The organism is Planococcus kocurii (genome assembly GCF_001465835.2).
GTDB classification, from domain to species: Bacteria; Bacillota; Bacilli; order Bacillales_A; family Planococcaceae; genus Planococcus; species Planococcus kocurii.
The window spans coordinates 2,138,297-2,164,426 of record NZ_CP013661.2 but is presented as its reverse complement, the minus strand read 5'-3'; the positions used below and the strand labels follow the sequence as shown (position 1 = coordinate 2,164,426).

Genomic DNA, 26,130 nt, shown 5'->3' with positions numbered 1-26,130 from the left:
CCTATTCACAATTCATTCTATTATATCTGCAGATTCCTGCTGTAATGTTCTCACCTAAACTCCAGCCATTTTGCTTTCTTCAAACGCTGCCATTTCAGCTTCGTCTCTTGCCATGCCACTACTTTGCAACTTGCTGATTCGTTCATTGATTTGCAGATAAGCTTTCGGAATGACGCGCACAAATTTTGCGGAGTAAATCTCCCAATGCGCCAGTAACCGTGTTCCATTGGTACTGCTCGTATAATGCACATGTTTTTGGATCATTTCTCGCAACTCTTCAATTTCTGCTGGATCGGCAAGCGGCTGCAAATGAACCATTTCTGGATTGCAGCGTTCACTGAATGTCCCTTCTTCATCGAGAACATATGCTATGCCACCTGACATACCAGCCGCAAAGTTTTTACCCGTTTGTCCAAGAATGACTACTCGACCACCTGTCATGTATTCACAACCATGATCGCCTACGCCTTCGACAACAATTTTCGCGCCACTGTTTCTGACCGCAAAACGTTCGCCTGCGACGCCATAAATATAAGCCTCACCTGCAGATGCCCCATAAAACGACACGTTACCAATAATAATGTTTTTCTCAGGTAGGAATGTTGAATCCAGTGCTGGATAAACCATAATTTTACCGCCTGACAAGCCTTTACCGACAAAGTCATTGGCATCTCCTATTAAATTCATCGACATCCCTTTTGGAATAAATGCGCCGAAGCTCTGTCCTGCAGATCCTTGGAAGTTTAAGTTAATCGTGTCGTCAGGTAAGCCTTCTGCACCATAACGCTTGGAAATAGCACTGCCCACAATTGTTCCTGTAGCTCTATGAATATTCCGAATAGCTGTTGCCACTTCTACACGTTCACCTGTTTCAATGGCTTTTTTGCAACGTGGCAACAGTTCCTGATAATCTAATGTTTGTTCTAGTTCATGATTTTGTTTGACTGTTGCATAACGTCCTACTTTTTCCGGTAGATTTGGCTGGTACAACAATGCACTCAAATCAATGCCGCCTGCTTTCCAATGATCAACTGCCTGATTCGCTTCAATAACGTCTGTTCGACCAATCATTTCATTGACTGTACGAAAACCAAGTTCTGCCATTAATTCGCGGGCTTCTGTCGCAATAAAACGCATGAAGTTTACGACATGTTCCGGATCTCCACCGTACTTCTCGCGCAGTTCTGGATTTTGAGTGGCAATGCCAACTGGACATGTATCCAAATGACACACTCGCATCATAACGCAGCCCAGTACGACAAGTGGTGCAGTAGAAAACCCGAATTCTTCAGCTCCAAGTAGAGCTGCTGTTACTACATCTCGACCTGTCATCATTTTGCCGTCTGTTTCTACGATAATTCGGTCACGCAAGCCATTTAATAGAAGAGTTTGATGCGTTTCAGCTAATCCAATCTCCCACGGCAAACCGGTATGCTTCAAACTAGTCTTTGGTGCAGCTCCTGTGCCGCCATCATAACCACTAATCAACACGACATCTGCACGACCTTTTGCAACACCTGCTGCAATTGTTCCAACCCCAACAGCCGATACCAACTTGACGCTAATTCGTGCATCTGGATTTGCATTTTTTAAATTGAAAATCAATTCTGCTAAATCTTCAATCGAATAAATATCGTGATGTGGAGGTGGTGAAATAAGCTCGACACCTGGAGTTGAACCACGAACTTCTGCAATCCATGGGTAAACTTTCTTACCTGGCAAATGTCCACCTTCTCCCGGCTTCGCTCCTTGCGCTACTTTAATTTGAATTTCATCAGCATTCACTAAGTAATGACTCGTTACACCGAACCGCCCAGAAGCTACTTGCTTGATAGAACTTCGGCGATTATCTCCATTTTCATCAGGAATAAAGCGAGAAGTCTCTTCTCCACCTTCTCCTGAATTGCTCCTCCCGCCTACACGGTTCATCGCAATTGCAAGAGCCTCATGCGCTTCTTTACTAATAGAGCCATATGACATAGCACCTGTTTTAAAACGCGCACAGATTTCTTCAACCGTTTCTACTTCTTCAATTGATACTGGCGTCCGCTTTTTAAAGGACATTAAACCTCGCAACGATTGAAGGTTGGCTTTCTCATCTGTTAGTAAGTTCGTGTATTTCTTGAAAACTTCGTAGTTATTCGTTCGGCATGCATGTTGTAATGTATGAATGGTTTTCGGATTGTATTGATGATTTTCACCATTTTCGCGGTATTGAAATTCGTCACCGGATTCTAATGCTTGATTGTCACCTTGAGCAACTGGATAAGCTATTGCATGTCTCATGAGAACTTCTTTTGCCATAATATCGAGACCAATTCCACCTAGTCGAGAAGAAGTCCGAGTAAAGTATTTATCAATTACATCCATATGAATACCGACTGCTTCAAAAATCTGCGCACCCCGATAACTTTGAATTGTCGAAATTCCCATCTTAGACAATACTTTGATGATTCCATCCGTAACAGCTTTCACATACGTTGCTTGCGCTTCTTCAAAAGTAACATTGTGTATATCTTCAATTTCAATCAAGTTTTCAATTGTATCAAAAGCTAAATATGGATTAATGGCTTCCGCACCATAACCTAGAAGAGCAGCAAAATGATGAACTTCACGAGGTTCTGCAGATTCCAACAAAATACTCATCTGTATGCGTGTATTCTCACGAATCAAATGGTGATGCAAGCCCGAAACCGCTAACAGTGCTGGAATCGCTGCATATTCTTCATTTACTCCGCAATCAGATAAAATGATCAGTTTTACGCCTTTTTTAATTGCTTGATCCGCTTCTGCAAAAACTGCATCTAATCGTTGTGCCATTGCCTGTGTTCCACCGTTTTTTGCAAATAAAATTGAAATCGTAGCAGCTTTAAAATCAACAATCGATTGCTGTCGTAACTTTTCGAGCTCAAAATTAGTTAAAATGGGTGTTTCTAAGCGGATGTGGCGGGCACTTTTAGGAGTTGGCTGAACCAAGTTAGCTTCTGCACCAATGGTTGTGCGTGCTGCCGTAATTATATGTTCACGAATCGCGTCAATCGGTGGATTCGTTACTTGAGCAAATAGTTGCTTGAAATAATTATAAAGAAGTTGTGGTTTTTTCGACAACACAGCTAATGGCGAATCATAGCCCATTGAACCAACAGGATCTTTGCCTTCAGTCGCTAGTGGCTTGATTATTTTTTGAACTTCTTCCATTGTATAACCGAAAGCTAGCTGTCTTTTAATCAACGCTTCTGTTTCGTTAAAGTTGGATGGTTTCAAAGGCTCTGGAAGATCATCCATATCAAACATATTTTCTTCGATAAAATCTTTATAAGGAAGTTCTCCGGCAATTTGAAGTTTGATTTCTTCATCCGGAATAATCTTTCCTTCTTCTAAATCGACTAATAGCATTTTACCTGGACGCAGACGATCTTTGTAAATAATGTCATCCGCAAAAATATCCAAAGCCCCTACTTCTGAACCCATGACAATCATGCCACTCTTCGTCACGTAATAACGAGCAGGACGCAACCCGTTGCGGTCAAGACACGCCGCAATTTGTTTACCATCTGTAAAAACAAGCGCAGCTGGTCCGTCCCAAGGTTCCATTAATGTGCTGTGGTATTCATAAAAATCTCTTTTCTCTTTTTTAATAGTTGGATCATTGACCCAAGGTTCTGGCACCATCATCATCGCCGTATGCGCGAGCGATCTGCCAGATAAATGCAAAAATTCAAAGCAATTATCGAACATAGAGGAGTCACTGCCAGTTTCATCGATAACCGGCAAAACTTTTTGAAGGTCTTCCGCATTAAACGCTGGAGATTCGCATAGTACTTGACGGGCGCGCATCCAATTGACGTTTCCTCTTAAAGTATTAAATTCACCATTGTGGATTGAATAGCGGTTAGGGTGTGAACGCTGCCAGCTTGGGAAGGTATTTGTACTAAAACGGGAGTGGACGAGAGCCAATGCTGATTTGAATTCAGGATGGTTGAGGTCAATATAAAACGAGTCTAGTTGTTCTGGGATTAGCATACCTTTATAAACAATCGTACCTGCTGAAAGACTACTAAAGTAGACATCTTTAAACTCTTCTTTTCCAAGCATGGTCTGCTCAATTCGTTTACGGATAATGTATAATTTCCGCTCAAGGTCTATCCGATTTTCCAATCCGTGCGCAGCACCAACAAATACTTGACGAATAACAGGTTTGGTTTTTGCTGCAACTTTTCCAACAAACGAATCATTGACCGGAACTGGACGCCATCCAAGACAAATTTGACCTTCTTCTTGAATAATTTGATGAATCATTTCCTTGGTTTTCATTCGCAAATCGTAATCTTGTGGCATAAATAGCATACCAACGCCATACTTGCCTTCGTCAGGCAAAGTGATGCCTTCTTTTTCACATTGTTTCAAGAAAAAACGATGAGGAATCTGAGTTAAAATTCCAGCTCCGTCTCCAGTGCTCGTATCAGAAGATTGGCCACCACGGTGTTCCAGGTTGCACAATATATTGATTGCATTTTGAACGATTGCGTGCGATTTTTCCCCGTTAATATTGGCGATCATTCCTATTCCGCACGCTTCGTGCTCTTGATCTGGATGATACAGTCCTTGTGGGATTGGATACTCTTTCTTGCTCATCAAACCGCCTCCTTCATAACACTCAAGTGTCATAATATTTTGATAGTATATCATAAGTCTGAATATATATACAATTCGATAGAGTAAAAAAATAAAATTTATAAAGCCAAATCCCTATGACCCAATTGAAAACGCTTCCACTTAACATAGTATTGAACACTATTTTCCATAGCAATTTAATGTATATTTATGCATACTTATTATTTTCAAAATAAAAAAACCTCACTATTATTTGAGGTTTTCCTTGTTTATGGTTATTCATTTATTTGGAGCATCAAACGAATGGATTGCTTGTAAAAAGGCATCGCCATACTTTTCAAGTTTGTTGGCACCTACTCCATTGACTTCCAAAAATTCAGCATCATTCTGCGGTCTTCTAGCTACCATATCTTGCAAAGTCTTATCAGAAAAAATAACGAAAGGTGGAACACCATCTTTATCAGCCAAACTTTTCCGTACTACACGTAATTCTTCGAATAAAGGATCGTTAGCAGCGATTTGCTTTGTCACGACTGCTCCTTTTCTAAGGACCTGACGTTTACCGAGCAAGACATCTCTGCCCCCAGCTGGAACGTAGATAGTTGGGAATGAGCCTTGTTCGACCGCTAATAATTCTTGTGAAATCATGAATTCGATTAAATTCGAAACTTCTTTGGAGTTTTGGTGTTTTAAAATTCCGTATGTTGACAGCTTATCGAACTTGAAATCTAACACTTTTTTATTGCGTGACCCGGTCAACACTTGAGCTGTCATCACTTTACCGAACTTCTGCCCCATCCGAATGACACACGACAAAACCATCTGAACGTCTTTAGTAACATCTAAGCTTTCACGATCATCTATACAACTTCCACAATGCCCACACGTTTCTGCTGCGGTATCTCCAAAATAGTGAATGATAAATTGTTGGAGGCAACTTTCTGTATGACAGTAATCGACCATTGCCTGTAATTTCACTAATTCTCCTGGAATGCGGCTAGGATCTTGTGCTTGATCAATTAAAAACCGCTGCGTTTGAACGTCCTGCGAAGCATATAACACAATACACTCACTTGGCAGGCCGTCTCGCCCAGCACGTCCTGCTTCCTGATAATAACTTTCCATGTTTTTCGGAAGCTGGTAATGAATAACAAACCGAATATTGGATTTGTCTATCCCCATTCCAAATGCATTGGTGGCAACCATGACCGTCACTTCATCATTCAGAAAACGCTCTTGACCACTCTTTCTTTCATGATCAGGCATACCGGCATGATACTTGGCCGCTTTAATGCCTTTTTTAAGTAGCATTTCGTATACCGAGTCTACTGTTTTACGAGTAGCCGCATAAATGATTCCGGCTTCCTTATCGTTTTTTACCACATATTCTTTCACGAATCGCTCACGATCTTGCCCTCGTATGACGGAAAATGTTAAATTAGGTCGTTCAAATCCCGTCATGATTGTATGCTGCTCTTCAATGTTCAAAATTCGGCAAATGTCTTCCCGCACTTGAGGTGTTGCAGTGGCAGTCAGAGCCAGTACTGTCGGATTGTTCGGAAACAATTCTGTCATCCGGCTAATCAACCGGTAACTCGGACGGAAGTCATGCCCCCATTGTGAAATACAATGAGCTTCATCGACAGCAATCAACGGCACATGAACGCCTTGCAATTCATTAAGGAACATCTCTGAATCCAATCGCTCAGGTGCAATATACAGTAATTTGATCGCTCCACGCTGTACGTCCATTAACGTTTCTCTCACTTCATCAAAATCGAGAGAACTATTTATATAAGCCGCCGGAATACCAGCGGCCAAAAGTGCATCTACTTGGTCTTTCATCAGTGAAATCAATGGTGACACGACAATGGTGGTGCCTTCCATAACAAGCGCTGGAATTTGGTAGCACATAGATTTCCCTCCGCCTGTCGGCATGACGCAAATCGAATTATGTCCTTCAAATACTTGCGTAATAGCTTGCTCTTGACCTACTCGAAAGGACTCATAACCAAAATGGGACTGCAGTAATTTTTTTGCGCTTTCCAACAAAATAGAACACTCCTAATACTCGTATCGTATGAGTTAGCTTACCACATTTCCGCACCTTTTTCTGTGACAGAATCTTAAGAAGAAATGGAAGGCACACGCAAAAAAATGCCCACTCCAATTTAAAAGGAGCGGACATTTTATTAACTCATCAAGCAATCAAGAAGTCGCGGCTCCATAACTGCCCATACGCCGTTTAACTTGAATGAATGATGCAGCCTCAGCAATCTCAGTTTGGTTTAGTGGCTGGTCATCTAGCATTAAATTGTAGTCATTTAAGAAACTAGTATTTTGAAGATCAACATTGATAGTCCGTTCGTCGCGATCCAACAAACTGTCGACCGAAATCTCAAAATAATCAGCAAGTCTTTCAAGATGCACTACAGAGACTTGTTTTTTCCCACTTTCATAAGCCCAAACCGTACTTTTTGCAAAGCCGATTGCTTCTGCCAATTCTTCAGTAGATAGTCCTTTAGCTTCTCTTAAGTCCTTGATTCGTTTACTTAATTGTTTCATTGTATACTCCTGCTCCCTAAATAATATTCTAACTATTTTAAATATACTGCACCTTGCGCTTTTTCACAATCTTTTTTGGATAATTCTTTAAAAAAATGTGAATAATTAGTGAACACCATCTACAAATCCCTAATTGTGGTAATTACTTAGTTTTTTATATCCACTAAATTTATCATATTAAAAAAGATTTCAAATAGCAGGTAAATAGACTCTTTTAAGAAAAAAATTCTTTGAGTTGCAAATTACCTTAAAATAAAATTTGAATTTAATAACTATTCTAAAAAAACTTATTTTATTTTCTTCTTACTTTATTCAAGAAAAAGAACTTTTATATACTAAAGAAAAATAAATTTTGATTTTTTCAACTAAAAAAAGTATTATGTTAGAATAAACAATTGGAGGTTAGTATGATGTCTGAAAAGTATTCAAGGCAAGAAATTGTTGAAAGTGTTCCTCAAAAAGGCTTTTTTGGTCATCCCAAAGGACTATTTACGTTATTCTTCACAGAGTTCTGGGAACGGTTCTCCTACTATGGGATGAGAGCTATTCTAGTTTTTTATATGTACTACGAAATGTCCGCAGGTGGTCTTGGTCTAGATAAAACGACTGCACTATCCATCATGTCTGTATATGGATCACTTGTTTATATGTCTGGAATTATCGGCGGCTGGTTAGCCAATCGAATATTTGGTACGTCGAGAGCTGTATTTTATGGTGGCGTTCTCATCATGCTCGGACACATTGCTTTAGCGATCCCTGGAAACCTTGCTTTATTCTTCGTTTCTATGGTGCTTATTGTTCTAGGTACGGGTCTTTTGAAACCAAACGTATCCAGTGTTGTAGGTGAAATTTACGCTGAAAACGATGACCGCCGCGATGCAGGCTTTAGTATTTTCTATATGGGGATCAATATGGGTGGGTTTCTTGCCCCGCTAATCGTTGGTACTGTCGGCATGCAAATCAGCTTCCATCTAGGTTTCAGTCTTGCAGCTGTCGGCATGTTCTTAGGTTTGGTAATATTTTTAGCTACTAAAAAGAAAAATCTTGGTTTGGCAGGAACTGTTGTACCCAATCCTTTGTTGCCATCGGAACGTAAGAGAACGATTAAAATTTTCACGATTGCTACGTTAGTTATTGCAGCAGTTGTTGCTATCGGTATTCCAACTGGATTACTAACTTTTGACAGCTTCGTTGCGATTGTTGGTATTTTAGGTATTTTGATTCCGACCGTTTATTTCACAGTTATGTACCGCAGTAAAAAAACAACCGATGTGGAACGTTCACATCTACTGGCTTATATTCCATTGTTTATCGCCTCAGTCATGTTCTGGGCGATTCAAGAACAAGGTTCAACGATTCTTGCTGCGTATGCGGATACTCGTACGGACCTTGAATTTGCAGGAATCACTATTTCTCCTGCCTGGTTTCAGTCTTTAAATCCATTATTCATCATTATGCTGGCCCCGGTCTTCGCTTGGCTATGGGTTAAACTTGGAAGCAAACAACCATCTATTCCACAGAAATTTTCACTCGGCCTGTTGTTTGCCGGATTATCATTCTTGGTAATCTTATTACCTGCTTATTTTGGTGGCGCTTCAGCACTAGTCAACCCACTTTGGTTGGTTCTAAGTTATTTCATCGTCGTACTTGGCGAACTTTGCCTGTCTCCAGTAGGACTATCGGCAACAACCAAATTAGCACCTGCCGCTTTCTCAGCGCAAACGATGAGTCTGTGGTTCCTTTCAAATGCTGCCGCTCAAGCAATCAATGCGCAGTTAGTTAAGTTCTATACAGTAGAAAATGAAATGATGTACTTTGGAATCATCGGGGGAGCTTCCATCGCCCTCAGCATCCTATTGTTCATCTTCGCACCACGCATTCAAGGATTTATGAAAGGCGTTCGTTAAAGCAGAAGCAGCCATGAAGCCCCGACAAGCATAAGACGCTCTGACTGTGCGACGTGTTTTTAGTCGCATAGTCAGAGTGACTTCTAGATCCTTAGAAAAGCGGAAATGGCTTATAATAAAAACATGAGGCTGTCCATAAGCCCCTAACATAAAACAGACGGAGAAAAAGAAAATCTTTTTCTCCGTCTGTTTTTTTGAATCCCGGCCGACAAAAGGGGCTGCATTCAAAGTCATTGTTCATGACCTTTTGAATGCAGTCCCTTATTTTCTTATGTCTTCTATAAGATTACCTATTTTCGACAACCAACCCCATTTGTCGTGCAAAGGCGATGGCTTGATCGGGTGATACTTTACAGCCCCGCAATTTTTCAATCGATACTTGGATGCTTTCAAAAGTATTGGTACTCAGATCGATTCCCTTTAAACTCGTTTCTGTAAAATTAATATCGTTCATATCGCACATACTGAATTCACTGCTCTTTAATTCCATCTCATAAAAGTCTGCAAAACGCAGAGAAGAAGAAACAAAACTCACTGTATTGCATAGAGAAAAACCGAAAGTTGCATAATTCATCACACACTCATCAAAAAGAGTATGACGAATTCCGGCTTCCGCAAAATTTGTGCCGAGCAATTTAGAATTGCGGAATTCAGTTCGGTGAAAAACCGCACGACTCATATCCATATTCGACAAATCACAATTCAAAAAAACAACATCAACAAATTCTGAACGCGGCCAAACCGTTTCAAGAAAATGAACGTTTTCAAAAACGACCCGATCGATATGAAGAGCTTCTTCTGTACTAAAATCAATGGTCTCCTGTGAAATTCGGCAATTGCTTATGTACTGATCATCTAAAGCTTCAACAAAAGAACACGTTTCTAATTCCTTTGGAAGAATGGGTGCTAATCTTTTAGTCTTCTTCATGATTTACTGATTCTCCTTTTAACTAAACAAAAGACTGCTCCAGTGGCGAAGCAGCCTTTTGTTAGTGGATTTATTTTCTTACCAATTCTTTGTCTAAGCACTTATCAATAACTTCAGGCAAATCGATCCGATCTTCTGTTACTTCTACCTGATACAATTTATTATCATGCATAAACTTAAAGACCCCGTTATCAAAATCGGTACCGATTTCTTTAAAGAAAATCCCTTCAAGCTGACAGTTTTTTGATTGTGTAAAGTTAATTTTATAGCTGTTCTCGTCTTTTACCAAGTAACAGCGAACCCCTTTTTCAAACTCGTCTCCTTCGACACCTTTTACTGTGCGTGCCAATGAAACGACATGCAAATCTACAAACGGAATTTCGCGCAGTAGCATGTTAAGGAACGAACCTTTAGTAATTTCTTCCCATCTGCTTTTAGCAGTCTGCCCCATAACAATTTGCGTAATATTGAATTTATGAGCCACTTCCGCAATCACTTTTGCAGAGGGGCGTTTTTCATTATCACGAACAATAAATTCTTCAGCTTCGTACTCTTCGGCAAGCTCTTTCCATCTTTCAATATAAGATGCTTTCTGAGCGTCAAATTCATCAACGGACGCTGCATCTACCGTTAGAATATACAAGGGACAATCTAGCATGGTAGCCAGTTTATTTCCTCTATTGATTAATCGCTCTCCATTCGGTCCGTAAAAAACGCACACCAGAATGCTTTCATCCATTCGTCCTCTGATTTTTTTCATTTATGTTCACCCCCCTGAAAATATCATTCCTATCCTGACATTCAAAACTATGAAATTATACTTCTTCTGTTGTAGAAAATCAAGAGATTATGGCCAATTTTAAACTTTCTATCCCTATAGATTTTCAGCATTTTTCAATTCAGTATTGGCTAGCAAATGAAAAGTCTGTGGACTTCCTGTATAATTTACAATGATTGTGTTGCGTACTTCAATCATCTTACTAAAAAAGCAAAATTTTTTCCTTTATATATACCCGCTCAATGGCTTTTCCATACACAATTGCTCGTCTATTCCAATACAGGAGGTTCTGCTGTGCATCTATTGATTTTAGCTATCTTCATTCCTTTTATTGCTACTGCTCTGATTCCACTCATACATAAACGAATAGGCTCGTTGCATATTGGCTGGCTCGTGCTACTCGTCCCACTCACTTTGTTTGTTGTGTTCGTCATCCAAATTCCCGCTGTTGCAAATGGTGAAACTTTCATCCAGACAGTCGATTGGATTCCTTCATTAGGCATTAACTTTACCGCTTATCTTGATGGCCTCAGTTTGATCATGGCTTTATTGATTACCGGTATGGGAAGCCTTGTCGTTCTTTACTCCATCTATTATTTATCATCATCCGACTCATTCCCTCATTTTTACGCTTATCTGTTGCTATTTATGGGCGCTATGCTCGGAGTCGTCCTATCTGATAACCTCCTTGTTCTGTATATTTTCTGGGAATTAACCAGTATTTCTTCTTTCTTGCTGATTGCTTTTTGGTATCATCGCAAAAATTCCCGTTATGGTGCTCAAAAGTCATTGTTAATTACCGTCTTCGGTGGTTTCGGAATGCTTGCTGGATTTTTAATGTTGCATTCGATGACTGGTACTTTCAGCATCAGGGAAACTATTGCTGTCATCGGCCAGTATACAGATTACGCCCTGTTTTATCCAGCTATGTTCCTAGTGCTGCTCGGAGCATTTACAAAATCGGCACAGTTCCCCTTCCATATTTGGTTGCCCGATGCGATGGAAGCACCAACACCCGTCAGCGCTTATCTTCATTCAGCGACGATGGTGAAAGCCGGACTTTATTTGGTTGCTCGTTTTATACCGATTTTCGGCGGCACTGCTGCCTGGTTTTGGACGGTGACCATCGTTGGACTTGTCACCCTGTTCTGGGGAGCCTTCTGCGCTGTGCGGCAAACAGATTTGAAGGCGTTGCTTGCCTATTCCACAATCAGTCAACTCGGCTTGATCATGAGTCTATTCGGCCTCGGTTCAGCGGCTTTGCATTTTGGTGATGGTGAGCGAGGTGCTTTGTACGGCTTAGCTATTTTTGCCGCCTTATTCCATATGGTCAACCATTCCACATTTAAAGGTGCGCTTTTTATGGTCGTCGGCATTATCGATCACCAAGTTGGAACTCGTGATATACGGCGATTAGGTGGCCTTTCGGCATTTTTGCCTATCACGTTTACATTCGCTGTTATTGGTAGCTTTTCGATGGCTGGACTGCCGTTCCTTAACGGATTTTTGAGTAAAGAGATGTTTTTCACAGCGACAGTTGATGCGGTCAGTCTCCCCGCTTTTGGTGTTTCTACATGGGGGTTGCTGATTCCAGTAATTGCTTGGATTGCTTCTGTCTTTACTTTTATCTATAGCATGATTTTCGTGTTCCGCACTTTTTTCGGAACACCACAATTAAAGAAGTTGGATCGCAAGCCAATAGAGCCATCAATTGGCATGCTCATTTCTCCAGCTATTCTCTGCATATTGATTGTGAGTCTGTTTTTCGTCCCTAATCTGCTCGGTGACTATTTACTGAAACCTGCGATGAGTGGCATTATTCCTGGAATTTCAGGAGCGGCTCCGCAAATTTCAGCATGGCACGGTTTTAATACGGAATTGTTTATGACACTGGGGATTATAGTAGTCGGTACTTTTCTTTTCCTTACTTTCCGCAGTTGGCATAAGATTTACCTGCTTCAGCCAGCAGGATGGAATTTTACTGTACTGTACAATTCTTTTCTAAAGGATTTGAAACGCGTAGCCAATTGGCTGACTACGCGTTACATGACAGGTCATCTGCCTACTTATTTTGCCTATATCTTTGTTTTTTTCATCGTAACTTCTGGGGGGGCCTTGATTTTTACTGGTGCGTTATCAATTGATCTGACAGCGGACTCGCCCATTAGTTTTTATGAAGGCATGCTAGTTGTGGTGATGGCCATCGCGGCCATCGCTATCCTATTTGCAAAATCTCGCCTTACAGCCATCTTGCTAAATGGTGTGCTGGGCTTTTCCATCGCTATTTTCTTTGTGTTGTTCCGAGCACCCGATTTGGCATTGACGCAATTGGTTATTGAAACCGTAACTACCGCCTTATTTCTTCTCTGCTTTCACTTTTTACCGGAATGGACAAAAGAAGATTCTCCAAAATGGATTAAAGTTCGGAATGCGATGATTGCCATCGGAGCCGGTGTCACAGTTACGTTGATTGGCCTAACAGTTAATAGTGGCACATTATTTGACAGCATTTCTGGTTATTTTGAAAATTCCTATGAACTGACAGGAGGAGACAACATCGTCAATGCGATTCTGGGTGATTTCCGCGCTTTCGATACGATGCTTGAATCACTGGTCTTGTTTATTGCCGGACTCGGTGTCTATACATTAATCCGTTTAAAGCTGGGAAAGGGGGCGGACAAAGATGAACATCAATGATGTGATTTTAAAAACCGTCTCAAAAGCTGTTGTTTTAATCATTTTAACTTTTGGTATCTATCTGTTCGTATCCGGACATAACCAGCCGGGTGGTGGATTTATTGGTGGATTGGTTATTGCTTCGGCTTTTGTCTTAATGTTTCTATCCTACGACTCGGAAACCGTCAGTGAAGCATTGCCCATCGATTTTAAGAAGCTTTCTGCACTCGGTGTATTGTTGGCCATGATGAGCGGTGTAGCTCCTATGTTTTTTGGTGGCGCATTTCTGAGCCAAAGCTTCGGCTACTTTGATTTACCGATCTTTGGGAAAACTGAGCTTGCCACTGTCACCATATTTGAAGCTGGTATCGCATTAACCGTTATTGGCGTTGTCGTGAATATTATTCTAAGTATAAGTGAGGATGAGTAGCCTGTGGAATCATTGATCATTATTTTGGTCGGCGTCCTTACCACGGTCGCCATCTACCTCGTATTATCAAAAAACGTAGTGCGTGTCATATTAGGGACGGCCATTCTGTCTCATGCTGTTCATCTGCTGATTTTGTCGATGGGCGGCTTAAAGCTGGGTACGGTTCCGCTGCTCGGTGAAGAAGCTAAATCCTACGTGGACGCACTGCCTCAGGCATTAATCCTAACAGCCATTGTCATCAGTTTTGCTGTTACCGCTTTTATCCTAGTGCTAGCCTACCGGGCTTATCAAGAGCTGGGTACCGACAATTTAGGAACAATGAGAGGTTCTGATGATGAATAACATCTTAGTTCTTCCCATGTTACTCCCGATTATTGTTGGTGTATTATTGATTTTTCTCCGGACCTACGGACGTATCCAGGCCTGGATCAGCATTGCAGCTATGGTTATGACTGCAGGAATTTCTTTCTATCTATTACATACGGTACAGACCGATGGAATTTTCCGTTTGGATTTTGGCGGCTGGGAACCGCCCTTCGGCATTTTATTCGTTGCGGACTCCTTTTCTATTCTGCTGGTGCTGACTTCTAGCATTGTGACAGCTATCTGCTTAAGCTATGCATTAATCTCCACTAGCAAAGAATTACAGACCATGTATTTTTATCCGACCGTGCTATTTCTGATAGCAGGGGTCAATGGCTCATTCTTGACTGGTGATTTATTTAATTTGTTTGTCTGTTTTGAAGTAATGCTATTGTCTTCTTATGTACTACTGACTTTAGGGAATTCCAAACGTCAATTACGAGAAGCTGTAAAATATGTCTCTATTAATATCGTCTCTTCCTGGTTTTTCCTTGTCGCCTTAGCTTTTCTCTATGGAACGCTCGGCACGTTGAATATGGCACATATAGCTGAACGAGTTGCAGAAGTTGGTCAAACACCGCTTCTGACAACCATCAGCATCGTCTTTCTAATTGTTTTCAGTTTAAAGGCTGGTTTACTTCTGTACTTCTGGCTTCCAGGGTCTTACAGTTCACCACCTGTTGTTACTTCCGCCCTTTTCGGGGCACTACTAACGAAGGTTGGTATTTATGCCCTGTTCCGTATCTTTTCATTGATTTTTTACCATCAGCCAGAAATCACACATACTATCATCGGAATTATGGCTGCGTTGACTTTAATCGGCGGTAGCTTAGGTGCAATCGCCTTTAACGATATCCGCAGCATTGCAGCTTATAACGTTGTCATTGCCGTAGGGTTCATGCTTGTCGGTTTGGCAATCGCCACACCCGAAGCAATTGAAGGAGCTATCTACTATATGATTCATGATATGGTTGCCAAAGCATTGTTGTTTCTACTTGTTGGTACGATGATTACGCTGAGCGGCACTTCGAAAATGGCAGGAATGAGTGGACTCATGAAGAACTATCCGCTACTTGGTTGGTCTTTCTTTATCACAATGCTATCGCTTGCCGGAATTCCTCCCTTCAGCGGTTTTATCGGCAAAGTTCTGATTTCGAGTGCAGCAATCGATAGCGGTTCCTATGTATTGTTGACCCTGGCACTATTATCGAGTATTTTTGTTCTTTACTCATTGCTTCGCGTTTTTAAAAACTGTTTTTGGGGTGAGACAATCGTCAGTAAAGAAGAACAGCTGCCACTGCGTAGAGGTGTCTTGTTGCCTTGTTTGGTGCTTGTATTCCTAACTATCGGCATTGGCTTAGGCACTGAAGGTCTGTCGGTTTATGTCACAGAAGCTGCTGAAACATTACTGGATCCCGGTATTTATATCAATGCAGTATTAGGCATCCATCAGTAAATCCATTCTCGATTGAAAGGAGTGAATCCAAGTGCCAGCTCAGTTTCTATTAAATATCACCATTGCCTTGCTATGGACATTATTAATGGATGAAGATGCTTTTTATATCACAACTTTTCTTAGCGGTTATTTGATTGGTATCGGCATTCTTTTTCTGATGCACCGTTTTTTTGGAACTAAGTTTTACTTGCTGCGCGTTTACTCTACCATCAAATTGCTGCTGATTTTTGTTTCGGAACTTTTCCAATCGAGCCTGCTGATTATGAAACAAATTTTAAGTCCAAAGCTGAATATAAAACCTGGCATCTTCACTTATGAACATAGTATGGAAGGCGATTACGAATTGACCACACTGGCCCTTTTGCTAACCTTGACTCCTGGTTCTGTCGTTATGGAAGTCTCGCCAAATGGTAAAATTTTTTATATTCATGCGATGGATGTAGAAAGTTCACGTGAGGCCGTACTGAAGTCTATCAAGGCTTTTGAAAAAGCAATTATGGAGGTGACAAGAAATTGATAAACACATTATTAACCATTGCTCTTTCCCTTTTCATCCTAGCGATCATTCTGGCACTTTACCGAATCATCCGTGGACCTTCCATGCCCGATCGTGTTGTCGCACTGGATATGATCGGTGTCAATTTGATTTCGGGAGTAGCTGTTTTTTCTGTGGTTCTTCACACGCATGCTTTTCTAGAAGTTATCTTGATTGTTGGAATTTTAGCATTCATCAGTACTCTTGCCTTGGCACGTTTTGTTGAAAGGGGCGATATTGTTGAGCATAAACACAATCGCTGAATATTTCGGAGTTGTTCTAATTCTAATCGGTAGTATCATGGCTGTAATCAGCGCCATTGGAATTCTTCGGTTGCCCGATGTCTACACGCGTTCACATGCTGCTACGAAAAGCTCTACACTCGCTGTTTTGTTATCGTTATCTGGAACCTTTATCTATTTCTGGGCATCTGAAAACTTTATCAGCGTCAGGCTCCTATTAGGTATAACCTTTGTTTTTTTAACTGCGCCGGTTTCGGGACATCTGATTACACGAGCTGCATACCGATCAAATGTTAAATTGGCTGACTCCTCTACTGAAGATGCATTAGAAGAATTGTTTAAGAAGTAAAAAAAGTGGTGTGGCGCCTTCTGCTATCCCACTTTTTTACTCCTAAAGCGCTTAGTAGCGTTATTTCGTCAATATGGAATTGCACATCTACAATCGACATCTTCTTCTTGAATCGCTGTCTTTGGCTATCGTTCTCGGCAGTTCCCCCTTTTAAATCCATTTTTTTGCTAACTGGCAATAGACAAAGACTGTGATATGTGGAAAACTAAAGTAATGACAACTAGTAGAAAGCAGGGCTTTTAGATGAGTATAGAATTAAAAGAAAAAAGGAGATGGGATCCTTTAAAGGTATTTTTTAAGGTTTCAATTGCCTATACTCTTTCCTTTTTTGTAAAGAACAAAGATGGAAAGAAAATTGCTTTAGTCGGTGGAAATCTTGGAGAAAAATACGAAGACAATGCCGCAATTTATCATAACTATTTATTGAGTAACCATAAAGAACAAGTAACGGCTTATTGGATGTACGATCCAAAAACTACCTATGCTAAAAACGAGAATATTGAAAACGCTGTTTCGCTTGGTAGTTTCAAAAACTATTTGCTGTTTTTTCAAGCTGATTATACATTCCATGGACATTCTCTTCTTTACGATATTGTTCCAGCAGCTGATAAATTTCTTTTTCTCAACCGGAAAACGATCATCACGCACATTAGCCATGGCATAGAAGGATTCAAGAAGATTTTGATTCAAAAAGAAGATATTCCTTTATTAAAAAGAACAGATTATTTCAATTGCGCTTCCCAATATGAATACAACTTGAAGCTGAATGAATGGGAAATGCCTGAACAGAAACTAATTATAACTGGCTTTCCTCGCTTTGATCGGTATCCCCAAAATCAGCCACCTAAAGAAGTCAAAAACATTTTAATGATGATGACTTGGCGTGAATGGCTTTTTGATTTGACTAAAGAACAATTTGTTGACAGCGCTTATTTTAAAAACACAACCGGCTTATTGGAGCACAAAGGTATTCAAAAGCTCCTCGCCGATCACCATCTTCATTTAAATATTGCATTGCATCCTTTCATGAAAAAATTTGAAAGTTACTTTACCAACTTAACAAATGCTGAAAACGGCATTACATTTATCGACTCTAGTCAAGAAACAATTGCTTATTCGATTGATCATAATGACATGTTATTGACTGATATCACCAGCGTGTCATGGGACTTCCTGTATTTAAATAAACCTATTATATTCTTCATGTTTGATCAAGAAGAATATTTAGACAAAAGAGGATCTTATTTAAACATGGATACAGACCTTAGCGGATATAAAGCAAATTCAATCGATCATGTTTATGAATACTTGAAAAAAATCATCGAAGAAAAAATCACTTGGAACGAGTGGTACCCAAAAGCTACAGCTTATATTGATTATTTCGACCAAGATAATTGCAAGCGCCTGACAAAGCGTGTTATGAAGCTTTAATAGTTCCACGTGAAACTTATAGATATCCTATACATTTTTAAAATTAAAATGGCAGAGAAAAATTATCATTTTCTCTGCCATTTTTTCTTTTTATGCAGTTTCAACATACCGATCAAGTCGAGAAAGTACGAAAGAACATTCCGGTATCGTTGCACAAACTTTGTAGAAAGCCATTTCCGATTAACATTTTTTACAGTTTTATCTGCAATTCTACCGGACAATGATCTGATCCCCATGTGTCTGCATGTATTTTTGCGCTTGTAAGTTGAGGTACGAGCTTTTGAGAGGCGAGGAAGTAATCAATTCTCCAGCCAACATTCTTTTCACGACAATTAGAGCGGTACGACCACCACGAGTAAAAGTCAGTTTCTTCCGGATGAAAATGGCGGAATGTATCCACAAATCCACTTGATAAAAACTGCGTCATTTTGCCACGTTCTTCAGGGGTAAACCCTGAATTTTTCTTATTCGCTTTCGGATTTTTCAAATCGATTTCTTCGTGTGCCACATTTAAATCTCCACATAAAATAACCGGTTTTTGGTTATCCAACGCTTTCACAAATGATAAAATAGCCTCTTCCCACAACAACCGATAAGCTAAGCGAAGCAATCCGTGCTGCGAATTTGGGGTATATACCGTTATAACATAATGGCTATCGAACTCTAATGTAATCATTCGTCCTTCCGTGTCGTGTTCTTCTATACCTAAACCATATTGAATCGACAACGGCTTTTGCTTCGTAAAAATAGCGGTACCTGAATAGCCTTTCTTATGGGCATAATTCCAATATGTATAATAGCCGGGAAGGTCCATTTCTATTTGCCCTTCCTGCAATTTGATTTCTTGTAGGCAAAATACATCTGCATCCACTTGAGTAAAAAAATCCATAAAGCCTTTTTTCATAACAGCGCGAAGGCCGTTAACATTCCACGAAATTAATTTCAATGATGCCCCTTCTTTCTTAACCCTCCCTTAGTTTAAAGGAAGCATAGATTAGACTCAACCAATCACTTATAACACTTCATTTATGTAAAATTTCTGTATTTTTTAAAACATTCCGCATTATTCAGAAGGAACTTCTTGTACAATAAAGTTATCTTGTAAAGTAACATGCTACGTGCCCGAAATGCAGTCTCTTGAATATAAAAATTTCGATTCCGCATCTCAAAGACAAAGGAGGAAAGAACATGAAAAAATTTTCGAAAGAGGAGAAAAGCTGGGCACTATATGATTGGGGAAGTTCTGCTTATACCCTAATTATCACGACAGCTGTATTCCCTATTTACTATAAAGCCTCTGCCACTGAAGCCGGTGTTAGCTTAGCCAATTCAACTGCTTATTTAGGTTATACCATTGCTATTTTTACCTTTATTTTAGCGATGATTGGTCCCATATTGGGTACTATTGCGGATTATGAAGGATTGAAAAAACGATTTTTCGTCGGCTTTTTCATATTAGGAACTGCGTCAACTGCATTGCTGGCTTTCGTACCCAGTGAAAATTGGTTACTCATGTTGATTTGCTATGTCTTCGCCGCTCTTGGTGCGACAGGTGCTAATTTGTTTTACGATGCATTTATTGTAGACATTACGACAGAAAAACGAATGAACAGCGTCTCCGCATTTGGATACGGACTCGGATATATCGGCTCGACCATTCCATTTATATTATCGATTGCTATTATTATACTCGCTCAAAATGGTCTGTTGCCCATTTCTGTAACTATCGCTAGCCGTATCGCTTTTATGATCACCGCCATTTGGTGGATTGCTTTTTCAATCCCCATGTTTCGCCATGTTAAGCAACTGCATTATATTAAACGAGAACCGCGTCTAGTTCGCCAAAGTTTTAAACGGTTAGGAAAAACGCTCCGGGAAATTCGGCAATACCGAGCATTGGTCTTGTTTTTAATCGCTTATTTCTTTTATATTGATGGTGTTGGAACCATTATTGCGTTGTCGACTGCATACGGCACTGATTTGGGATTAAATTCATCGAGCTTATTGATTGTCTTACTGGTTACACAAATAGTCGCTGCGCCATTCGCCATTCTCTACGGTCGTTTGGCTAATCGATTTACCGGAAAAAAAATGCTTTACGTAGGAATTTGTGTTTATATCGTTATTTGTATCTATGCTTATTTTCTGGAAACCATTACGGATTTTTGGATTTTGGCTATGCTGGTAGCAACAAGCCAAGGGGGCATTCAAGCATTGAGTCGTTCTTATTTCGGAAAACTCGTCCCTAAAGAAAATTCCAATGAGTTTTTTGGTTTTTACAATATCTTTGGGAAGTTTGCCGCAATCCTTGGTCCTTTGCTTGTAGCTATTACTTCTCAAGTGACAGGTAAATCCAATATGGGTGTGTTCAGTCTGGTTATCTTATTCGTCATCGGACTGATCGTATTGTCTCGTGTACCTGAACCAACATCGCATGACTCTGTAGACGAAGTATCCGAGGTCTAAAGTGACTAAACGACAACAAATTGAAATCAAAAAAGGTGCCTTCCAACTGAGTTGGGGCACCTTTTTATCATTATTTTTTGTTAGAGTTGTCTGCTTTAACTGTTACGTTGCCAGCATTGTCTTTTTTGATCGTTGCATCTTTCAAATCGACCACTTCGGTGCCGCCTGTTTCTTTGTCGGCTTCTTTATTAGCTTTTTTGATTTCTTTTTCTACTGCTTTTTCAGCTTTCTCGTGTTCTTTCTCAGCTTTCTCTTGCTCTTTTTCTTCTTTTTCATTACTTTTTCTTGCTCTTTCACTTCTTTTTCAATAGCTTTTTCTTGTTTTTCAACTTCTTTTTCTTCTTGTTTTTCTACACGTTTTGCCTTGAGTTCGTCAGCTTTGTCTTTCGCTTTTTCGGTATAATCGCTTGCTTTATCTTTAGCAGTTTCTGTATAATCACTTGCTTTTTCTTTTAGTTGGTTTACTTTGTCCTTCACTTGATCTACTGCACCGCCTGAACCTTCAGCGTTGTCTTCTTTTAAAGCCATTGCTTTTTCTTTAACGATTTCTTGAAGTTCTTTGCCGCTCTTTGGTGCGAATAACAATCCAGCTGCGGCTCCAATAACTACACCAGTTGCTGCGCCAGCTAAGAAGCCGCCACCGCCACCGCTTTCTTTTCGTTCAGCTTCAGTTGGTTGCGGCTCTTGAATTTTCCCACCGCGCACAAGACGTTCTTCTACTTCTTCCACGATTTCATATAATGTACGGCCTTTAGCTTCGACAAGTGACACGCTCATGTGATAGTCAGCTAAATCTGCTTGGTCTCTCACAACAATAACGTCGTAATCAGTAGAATCTACTTTGTCTTCAAGCATGTCTGCCTGGTACCCCTTTTTCTCTAACGCTTCACGTACCGATGTAAATGGATGCTCGACTGCAATTTTCACCATATTCTGTCCACTCCCTTTTTCTAAATGTCTATATCTTTCATTTTCCCTTATTTACGAAGTTATAAACACGTTTAGAAAGCTCTATGATTTACTGCCAGGCTTTTGGAGTCTGGGTCTTCATGAGACGCGTTGCCAACACAACACCTAACACGGCACCAGACAAACTGGAAATAAAAAAAGGTGGCACAAAAAATAAAGCGCCAAATTCAGTGCCAAGGAAAAGCTGTGCATAAGGAACCGCTACTAGTGAAGCAATGAGTCCAGTGCCTACTACTTCTCCTAGAGCAGCTAGCCAAATCTTACCGAACTTGGCATACATAATGCCGGCTAGGCAAGCTCCAATCATTCCACCAGGAAAAGCCAATAACGAGCCGGTTCCCGTTAGTATTCGAATGACCCCGGTCATAAAGGCAATCAACACAGCCGGACCTGGCCCCAGGAGAACTGCTGCAATCACATTGACCGCGTGCTGAATTGGATAGGCTCGAGCAATTCCTGCTGGAAAATAAACAAAAGCAGAACCTGCCACTCCAATCGCCACAAACATCGCCATAACGACCATTTTTTTCGTTGTCATGTTCTATGCTCTTCTTTGCAGGGAACTTGTAACAGTTGAATGCGTTCTGCAATATCCGCTGCTTCTGTGATTGCGGTTATAACGGCAATTCCTGAAACGCCTGCTTGCCAAACTTGATGGGCATTTTCAGCAGTAATGCCGCCGATGCCGACAATCGGTAAGTTAGGCAATTCATTTTTAACTGCTAAAATTTCTTTGACGCCAGCCGGTTTTTTGGCATCTGCTTTTGAAACTGTTCCAAAAATCGGACCCATTCCAACGTAATCTGCTCCCTCTCTACTAGCAATTTTAGCTTCTTCTACAGAATGAACAGAAACGCCTAAAATTTTGTCGGCTCCGATCAGTTGACGAACTTCTTGCGTCGCTGCATCATCCTGACCGATATGAACACCATCTGCTCCAATACTACATGCCAGCTCGACTTGATCATTGATAATAAACGGCACGCTGTACTCACGACACAATCGCTGGCAATGTAACGCAAATTCAAGTAGTGCTGAACCCGTCAATGCACCATCACCTTTTTCTCGCAATTGGAAATGGTTGATGCCGCCCCTTAATGCTGCCTCGACTACTTGCAAAGGGTCTCGAACTCCTGAGTTTTTTGAACCCATAATAAAATAGATGGATGATTTAGTAGAAAACTTCAATTTTATGTGCCTCCCTCTTTTCTACTATCCTAGCTTTATATGCCGCATGGTTTGTGGGTCCATGACCTTGTCCAATATTCAGTGGTTCACTAAGAGCCGCTTGAATAAATTGTTTGGCCGTAAAAATAGCGTCTTTTAGTTGCTGACCTTTTGCTAGCTCTGCTGTCACAGCCGCTGCAAACGTACAGCCAGTACCATGCGTTTGTTTTGTTGAAATCCGAGCTGATCGGTACACGAACGATTCCCCATTTGCCTGCAAAAAATAGTCTTCTGCATAGTCTCTATCCATTGCATGGCCACCTTTAATAACGACGGATTTCGCACCTAGTGACAAAATTTTTTCAGCTGCATGTTGACGACTACTAACATTTGTAATGGGGATGCCCGTCAAAGCTTCTGCTTCTGGAATGTTTGGGGTAACGAGTAATGCCAGTGGCAATAAATGCGTTTTCACTGCATCTACTGCTTCTTGCTGCAATAAATCCGCGCCCCCTTTAGCAATCATGACGGGATCCACAACGACATTTTTCCAGTCGAACTTGTGAATTGCGGTTGCCACTTCTTTAATAATTTCAGAATTGAATAACATACCTGTTTTTAAAGCCGTTAGTTCAAAATCGCTAGCTACCGCTTCTAATTGCATGTGTACGGCTTGTGCCGACATTGGGTAGATAGCGGAAACACCCATCGTATTTTGAGCAGTTACGGCCGTAATAACAGAGGTGCCATAGACATCCAGCTCTTGAAACGTTTTCAAGTCTGCTTGAATGCCTGCCCCTCCTCCAGAATCGGATCCAGCAATTGTTAAAGTTTGCGGTGTTTTTGTCATAGCACTCTCTCCTGTAAATAAATTTGTTCGGCGACTTCGCCGTCCGTTAAACTGGCTAGTCTATTCATGAAAGCAAGTTGAAAATCTCCAGGGAGACTCACGCTTTGACTAGCTAGTTCACCAGCAATCGCAAAATAGCGCAAAATAGCGCTCACTGTTTCTAACGGATTTTCAGAATCAACAGCAAGACCTGCAGCGACAACGCTACTCAGTAAGCAGCCTGTTCCTGTAATCGAAGCCATAATCGGACTTCCAAAAGGAATTTCATCAACACAGTCTCCGTCTGTCACACAATCTATTTTGCCCGTGACCGCTACAATCAAGCCCAACTGTTTCGCAGTAGACATAGCAAGCTCTTTAACGTCTAGAAGCCCCTCTCCGGCATCAACACCTTTAGACTGCCACTCTTTACCCGCTACAGCTGCGAGCTCTCCTGCATTGCAGCGAAGAACGCTGACGTCAACTGTCTCTAAAATTTCTCGAACAGCATGGATTCGGAAGTTACTTGCTCCTGCTCCAACAGGATCTAAAACAACCGGGATGCCCAATTGGTTTGCCTTTTTTCCAGCGATCAGCATACTTTTCAGCGACTCCGCGTGTAAAGTTCCAATGTTTAATGACACTGCCTGTGCTAATCCAGCGAGTTCCTCTACTTCTTCAGGCGCTTCTCCCATGATTGGAGAAGCGCCTATTGCCAATAGACCATTCGCTTGAAAATTCGAAACTACATGGTTTGTGATGCAATGAACCAACGGGTTTTTTTGTTTTATTTGTTGAAACATGTTAAACACCTACTTTTTGAGTTGGCTCTATAGACCAGGATTCTTGTCTCCAGGCTTGATCCCAAAAGTTCAATTCATAATAACTGCTTTTGCGGAAATGGTCTTTTAATTCTTTACGGCGTGCTTCTGGCAAGTCTTCTGACAACTGATTCATCCGTTCAATTTGTTCGTTGACCAGTTCACCAAATTCTTCGGACCCGTAAGTCTCAATCCACCGGTCATAAATCGGATGATCCGGTTTTGCATGTTTCAATCGCTCACCGATTTCGTAATACAACCAGTAACAAGGCAATATGGCTGCTAATACATCTGCCAATTCCCCTGCAGATGCGCGGTACATATGAGATACGTACGCATACGCTGTAGGTGAAGGTTCGAATTGGGACCAGTCTTTTTCCGTAACACTTAACATTTTCATAAATGATTCATGTAACGATAGCTCGGCTGTACTGGTATGTGTCGCATGAATTGCAAAGCGTTGCGTCGTTTCCATATCCTTTGCTTTAGACGCACCGAGTGCCTGAATTTTAGCAAAATGGGATAAGTAATAAGCGTCTTGCATGACATAAAAACGGAATATCTCGACTGGTAATGTCCCATCTTCAATTCCCTTTACAAACGGATGATCAAAACTTGCTTGCCATAAACTGTTACATTCTTTTCTCACTTCTGTACAAAATGTCATTTTCCTATCTCCTTTTCTGTATCTAGTTTCCGTGCCTTGCTCTGACAGGCACGGTCAATTTTCTTGCACAAAATAAAAACGCCGCTCCCCAATAAAGGGAAGCGGCGTATGCAGTCGATAAGAAAATAGCAGACGTTCCGCCACTTCCCTCCGCTGGTATGATCCAGATCAGGTTCAAAGGGTCCGAGCTTATGCTCATCTCAGCCGATATCCGGCTCCCCTAGTGGTGTTTTTAATTATGTTTTCGACATCACTATATCATAGATTCTACTAATTCTATAGTCTTTATACAATTCTTTTTGCTGGTTTGGTATAGAACTACGTGTACTTCTAAATGGTGTTCTCCAAAAACATTAATTAATAAACACGTCAATGTCATTTTTATTTTTCTCGACTAATTTTTCTACTAACCTATTATAGTCTTCCCCAAAGTCATCCATCCATGTTAGATCATTAACGTTTCCTCCCCCTAGTTTCTCCTCAAGATACGTATTGATATAAGCATTTTGTTCATTAATTTTTTTACCGTATTGCTTTTGGAATTCTTCGGGTGACATATCTAGTTTTTCAGCTTGAGCGATAGCATACGCACGCACTTGCTTTCCACCTTCATCTTTTGTATTCGCTGGAGGAAGTTTTTCAAATTCTTCCGAGGTTGTTTCTCCTGTAAGATGTGGAGAAATATCAAGGTTCATTTCCTGTACCTCTTGTTTGATCAACTCTACAGCTATTGCTGAATCCAAGTAATCTAATGCGCTATCGTCAGGATATAAAAATCGTAAATCCCCTATTGTAATTTCATGATTATTTACAATAGCGGCTACTTCATCATCTTCGTGTGTTGAAAGGCCGCTACAACTAGCTAAGGTGACTGCTCCAAGCAAAATTACTGTACACAGAACTTTCTTCAATCCCCCACTTCCTTTCTTAACCCATT

At 40.7% G+C, this 26,130-nt stretch carries 23 protein-coding genes and 1 riboswitch; of the genes, 10 read left to right on the top strand and 13 right to left on the bottom strand.

Annotation, left to right across the window (positions count from 1 at the left end; all coding sequences use genetic code 11):
- Nucleotides 1-54 precede the first annotated feature (54 nt).
- The 3 genes from gltB to AUO94_RS10635 all read right to left on the bottom strand — a co-directional run bounded on the left by gltB (nucleotide 55) and on the right by AUO94_RS10635 (nucleotide 7,179).
- On the bottom strand, nucleotides 55-4,635 hold the full coding sequence (gene gltB, locus AUO94_RS10645) for a glutamate synthase large subunit (RefSeq protein ID WP_058384191.1): 4,581 nt from the start codon (nucleotides 4,633-4,635) through the stop codon (nucleotides 55-57).
- Nucleotides 4,636-4,893: 258 nt separating this feature from the next.
- The gene (gene recQ / locus AUO94_RS10640; RefSeq protein WP_058384190.1) at nucleotides 4,894-6,666 is read right to left on the bottom strand and encodes a DNA helicase RecQ; all 1,773 of its coding nucleotides are present in this window, start codon (nucleotides 6,664-6,666) and stop codon (nucleotides 4,894-4,896) included.
- Nucleotides 6,667-6,822: 156 nt separating this feature from the next.
- Entirely contained in the window at nucleotides 6,823-7,179 is a 357-nt protein-coding gene (locus AUO94_RS10635) for a helix-turn-helix domain-containing protein (protein ID WP_058384189.1), read from the bottom strand.
- 410 nt (nucleotides 7,180-7,589) lie between these two features.
- Here AUO94_RS10635 and AUO94_RS10630 point away from each other — a divergent pair, with 410 nt between their 5' ends.
- Nucleotides 7,590-9,086 (top strand): peptide MFS transporter, encoded by a 1,497-nt coding sequence (locus tag AUO94_RS10630; RefSeq protein ID WP_058384188.1) that lies wholly within the window; start codon nucleotides 7,590-7,592, stop codon nucleotides 9,084-9,086.
- A gap of 286 nt (nucleotides 9,087-9,372) precedes the next feature.
- Here AUO94_RS10630 and AUO94_RS10625 read toward each other — a convergent pair whose 3' ends face one another.
- A complete protein-coding gene (locus AUO94_RS10625) occupies nucleotides 9,373-10,014 on the bottom strand; it encodes a pentapeptide repeat-containing protein (RefSeq protein WP_058384187.1) in 642 nt (213 codons plus the stop codon).
- 70 nt (nucleotides 10,015-10,084) lie between these two features.
- Nucleotides 10,085-10,774 carry a universal stress protein gene (locus AUO94_RS10620; protein WP_058384186.1) on the bottom strand — a complete coding sequence of 230 codons (690 nt, stop codon included), beginning with the start codon at nucleotides 10,772-10,774 and terminating at the stop codon, nucleotides 10,085-10,087.
- Between the two features lie 312 nt (nucleotides 10,775-11,086).
- On the opposite strand from AUO94_RS10620, the gene AUO94_RS10615 reads away from it, so the two are divergent.
- The 8 genes from AUO94_RS10615 to AUO94_RS10580 all read left to right on the top strand — a co-directional run bounded on the left by AUO94_RS10615 (nucleotide 11,087) and on the right by AUO94_RS10580 (nucleotide 18,274).
- Nucleotides 11,087-13,489, top strand: coding sequence for a Na+/H+ antiporter subunit A (locus AUO94_RS10615; RefSeq protein ID WP_058384185.1), 2,403 nt, complete (start codon nucleotides 11,087-11,089; stop codon nucleotides 13,487-13,489).
- Nucleotides 13,476-13,898 (top strand): Na(+)/H(+) antiporter subunit B, encoded by a 423-nt coding sequence (locus tag AUO94_RS10610; RefSeq protein WP_058384184.1) that lies wholly within the window; start codon nucleotides 13,476-13,478, stop codon nucleotides 13,896-13,898. The genes AUO94_RS10615 and AUO94_RS10610 overlap by 14 nt, the downstream gene beginning before the upstream one ends.
- Before the next feature lie 3 nt (nucleotides 13,899-13,901).
- A complete protein-coding gene (locus AUO94_RS10605) occupies nucleotides 13,902-14,240 on the top strand; it encodes a Na(+)/H(+) antiporter subunit C (RefSeq protein ID WP_058384183.1) in 339 nt (112 codons plus the stop codon).
- Nucleotides 14,233-15,717: a Na+/H+ antiporter subunit D gene (locus tag AUO94_RS10600; RefSeq protein WP_058384182.1), complete on the top strand. Its 1,485-nt coding sequence runs from the start codon at nucleotides 14,233-14,235 to the stop codon at nucleotides 15,715-15,717. The genes AUO94_RS10605 and AUO94_RS10600 overlap by 8 nt, the downstream gene beginning before the upstream one ends.
- Nucleotides 15,718-15,748: 31 nt before the next feature.
- Nucleotides 15,749-16,234, top strand: coding sequence for a Na+/H+ antiporter subunit E (locus tag AUO94_RS10595; RefSeq protein WP_058384181.1), 486 nt, complete (start codon nucleotides 15,749-15,751; stop codon nucleotides 16,232-16,234).
- Nucleotides 16,231-16,515 (top strand): Na(+)/H(+) antiporter subunit F1, encoded by a 285-nt coding sequence (locus AUO94_RS10590; protein WP_058384180.1) that lies wholly within the window; start codon nucleotides 16,231-16,233, stop codon nucleotides 16,513-16,515. The genes AUO94_RS10595 and AUO94_RS10590 overlap by 4 nt, the downstream gene beginning before the upstream one ends.
- A complete protein-coding gene (locus AUO94_RS10585) occupies nucleotides 16,493-16,843 on the top strand; it encodes a Na+/H+ antiporter subunit G (RefSeq protein ID WP_058384179.1) in 351 nt (116 codons plus the stop codon). Before AUO94_RS10590 ends, AUO94_RS10585 begins: the two co-directional genes overlap by 23 nt.
- 243 nt (nucleotides 16,844-17,086) lie before the next feature.
- Nucleotides 17,087-18,274 (top strand): CDP-glycerol glycerophosphotransferase family protein, encoded by a 1,188-nt coding sequence (locus AUO94_RS10580; RefSeq protein ID WP_058384178.1) that lies wholly within the window; start codon nucleotides 17,087-17,089, stop codon nucleotides 18,272-18,274.
- 190 nt (nucleotides 18,275-18,464) lie between these two features.
- Here the strand turns inward: AUO94_RS10580 and AUO94_RS10575 are convergent, their stop codons facing one another.
- Nucleotides 18,465-19,220, bottom strand: coding sequence for an exodeoxyribonuclease III (locus tag AUO94_RS10575; RefSeq protein ID WP_058384177.1), 756 nt, complete (start codon nucleotides 19,218-19,220; stop codon nucleotides 18,465-18,467).
- Nucleotides 19,221-19,462: 242 nt separating this feature from the next.
- Between AUO94_RS10575 and AUO94_RS10570 the strand changes: the two genes are divergently transcribed.
- Nucleotides 19,463-20,740, top strand: a complete 1,278-nt coding sequence (locus tag AUO94_RS10570; RefSeq protein ID WP_058384176.1) for an MFS transporter — start codon at nucleotides 19,463-19,465, stop codon at nucleotides 20,738-20,740.
- A gap of 210 nt (nucleotides 20,741-20,950) precedes the next feature.
- Here AUO94_RS10570 and AUO94_RS10565 read toward each other — a convergent pair whose 3' ends face one another.
- The 7 genes from AUO94_RS10565 to AUO94_RS10535 all read right to left on the bottom strand — a co-directional run bounded on the left by AUO94_RS10565 (nucleotide 20,951) and on the right by AUO94_RS10535 (nucleotide 26,104).
- Nucleotides 20,951-21,670 (bottom strand): YkuS family protein, encoded by a 720-nt coding sequence (locus AUO94_RS10565; protein WP_237150106.1) that lies wholly within the window; start codon nucleotides 21,668-21,670, stop codon nucleotides 20,951-20,953.
- An 88-nt stretch (nucleotides 21,671-21,758) separates the two neighbouring features.
- Complete coding sequence (thiW, locus tag AUO94_RS10560) at nucleotides 21,759-22,247, bottom strand: energy coupling factor transporter S component ThiW (protein WP_058384174.1); 489 nt, start codon at nucleotides 22,245-22,247, stop codon at nucleotides 21,759-21,761.
- Nucleotides 22,244-22,861 (bottom strand): thiamine phosphate synthase, encoded by a 618-nt coding sequence (thiE, locus tag AUO94_RS10555; protein WP_058386828.1) that lies wholly within the window; start codon nucleotides 22,859-22,861, stop codon nucleotides 22,244-22,246. Before thiE ends, thiW begins: the two co-directional genes overlap by 4 nt.
- A gap of 19 nt (nucleotides 22,862-22,880) precedes the next feature.
- Nucleotides 22,881-23,726 carry a bifunctional hydroxymethylpyrimidine kinase/phosphomethylpyrimidine kinase gene (gene thiD, locus AUO94_RS10550; RefSeq protein WP_058384173.1) on the bottom strand — a complete coding sequence of 282 codons (846 nt, stop codon included), beginning with the start codon at nucleotides 23,724-23,726 and terminating at the stop codon, nucleotides 22,881-22,883.
- The gene (gene thiM, locus AUO94_RS10545) at nucleotides 23,723-24,508 is read right to left on the bottom strand and encodes a hydroxyethylthiazole kinase (protein ID WP_058384172.1); all 786 of its coding nucleotides are present in this window, start codon (nucleotides 24,506-24,508) and stop codon (nucleotides 23,723-23,725) included. Before thiM ends, thiD begins: the two co-directional genes overlap by 4 nt.
- 1 nt (nucleotide 24,509) lies before the next feature.
- Nucleotides 24,510-25,193 carry a thiaminase II gene (tenA, locus tag AUO94_RS10540; protein ID WP_058384171.1) on the bottom strand — a complete coding sequence of 228 codons (684 nt, stop codon included), beginning with the start codon at nucleotides 25,191-25,193 and terminating at the stop codon, nucleotides 24,510-24,512.
- Between the two features lie 128 nt (nucleotides 25,194-25,321).
- Nucleotides 25,322-25,425, bottom strand: a riboswitch (TPP riboswitch).
- A gap of 121 nt (nucleotides 25,426-25,546) precedes the next feature.
- On the bottom strand, nucleotides 25,547-26,104 hold the full coding sequence (locus AUO94_RS10535) for a hypothetical protein (protein WP_058384170.1): 558 nt from the start codon (nucleotides 26,102-26,104) through the stop codon (nucleotides 25,547-25,549).
- Nucleotides 26,105-26,130: the final 26 nt, after the last annotated feature.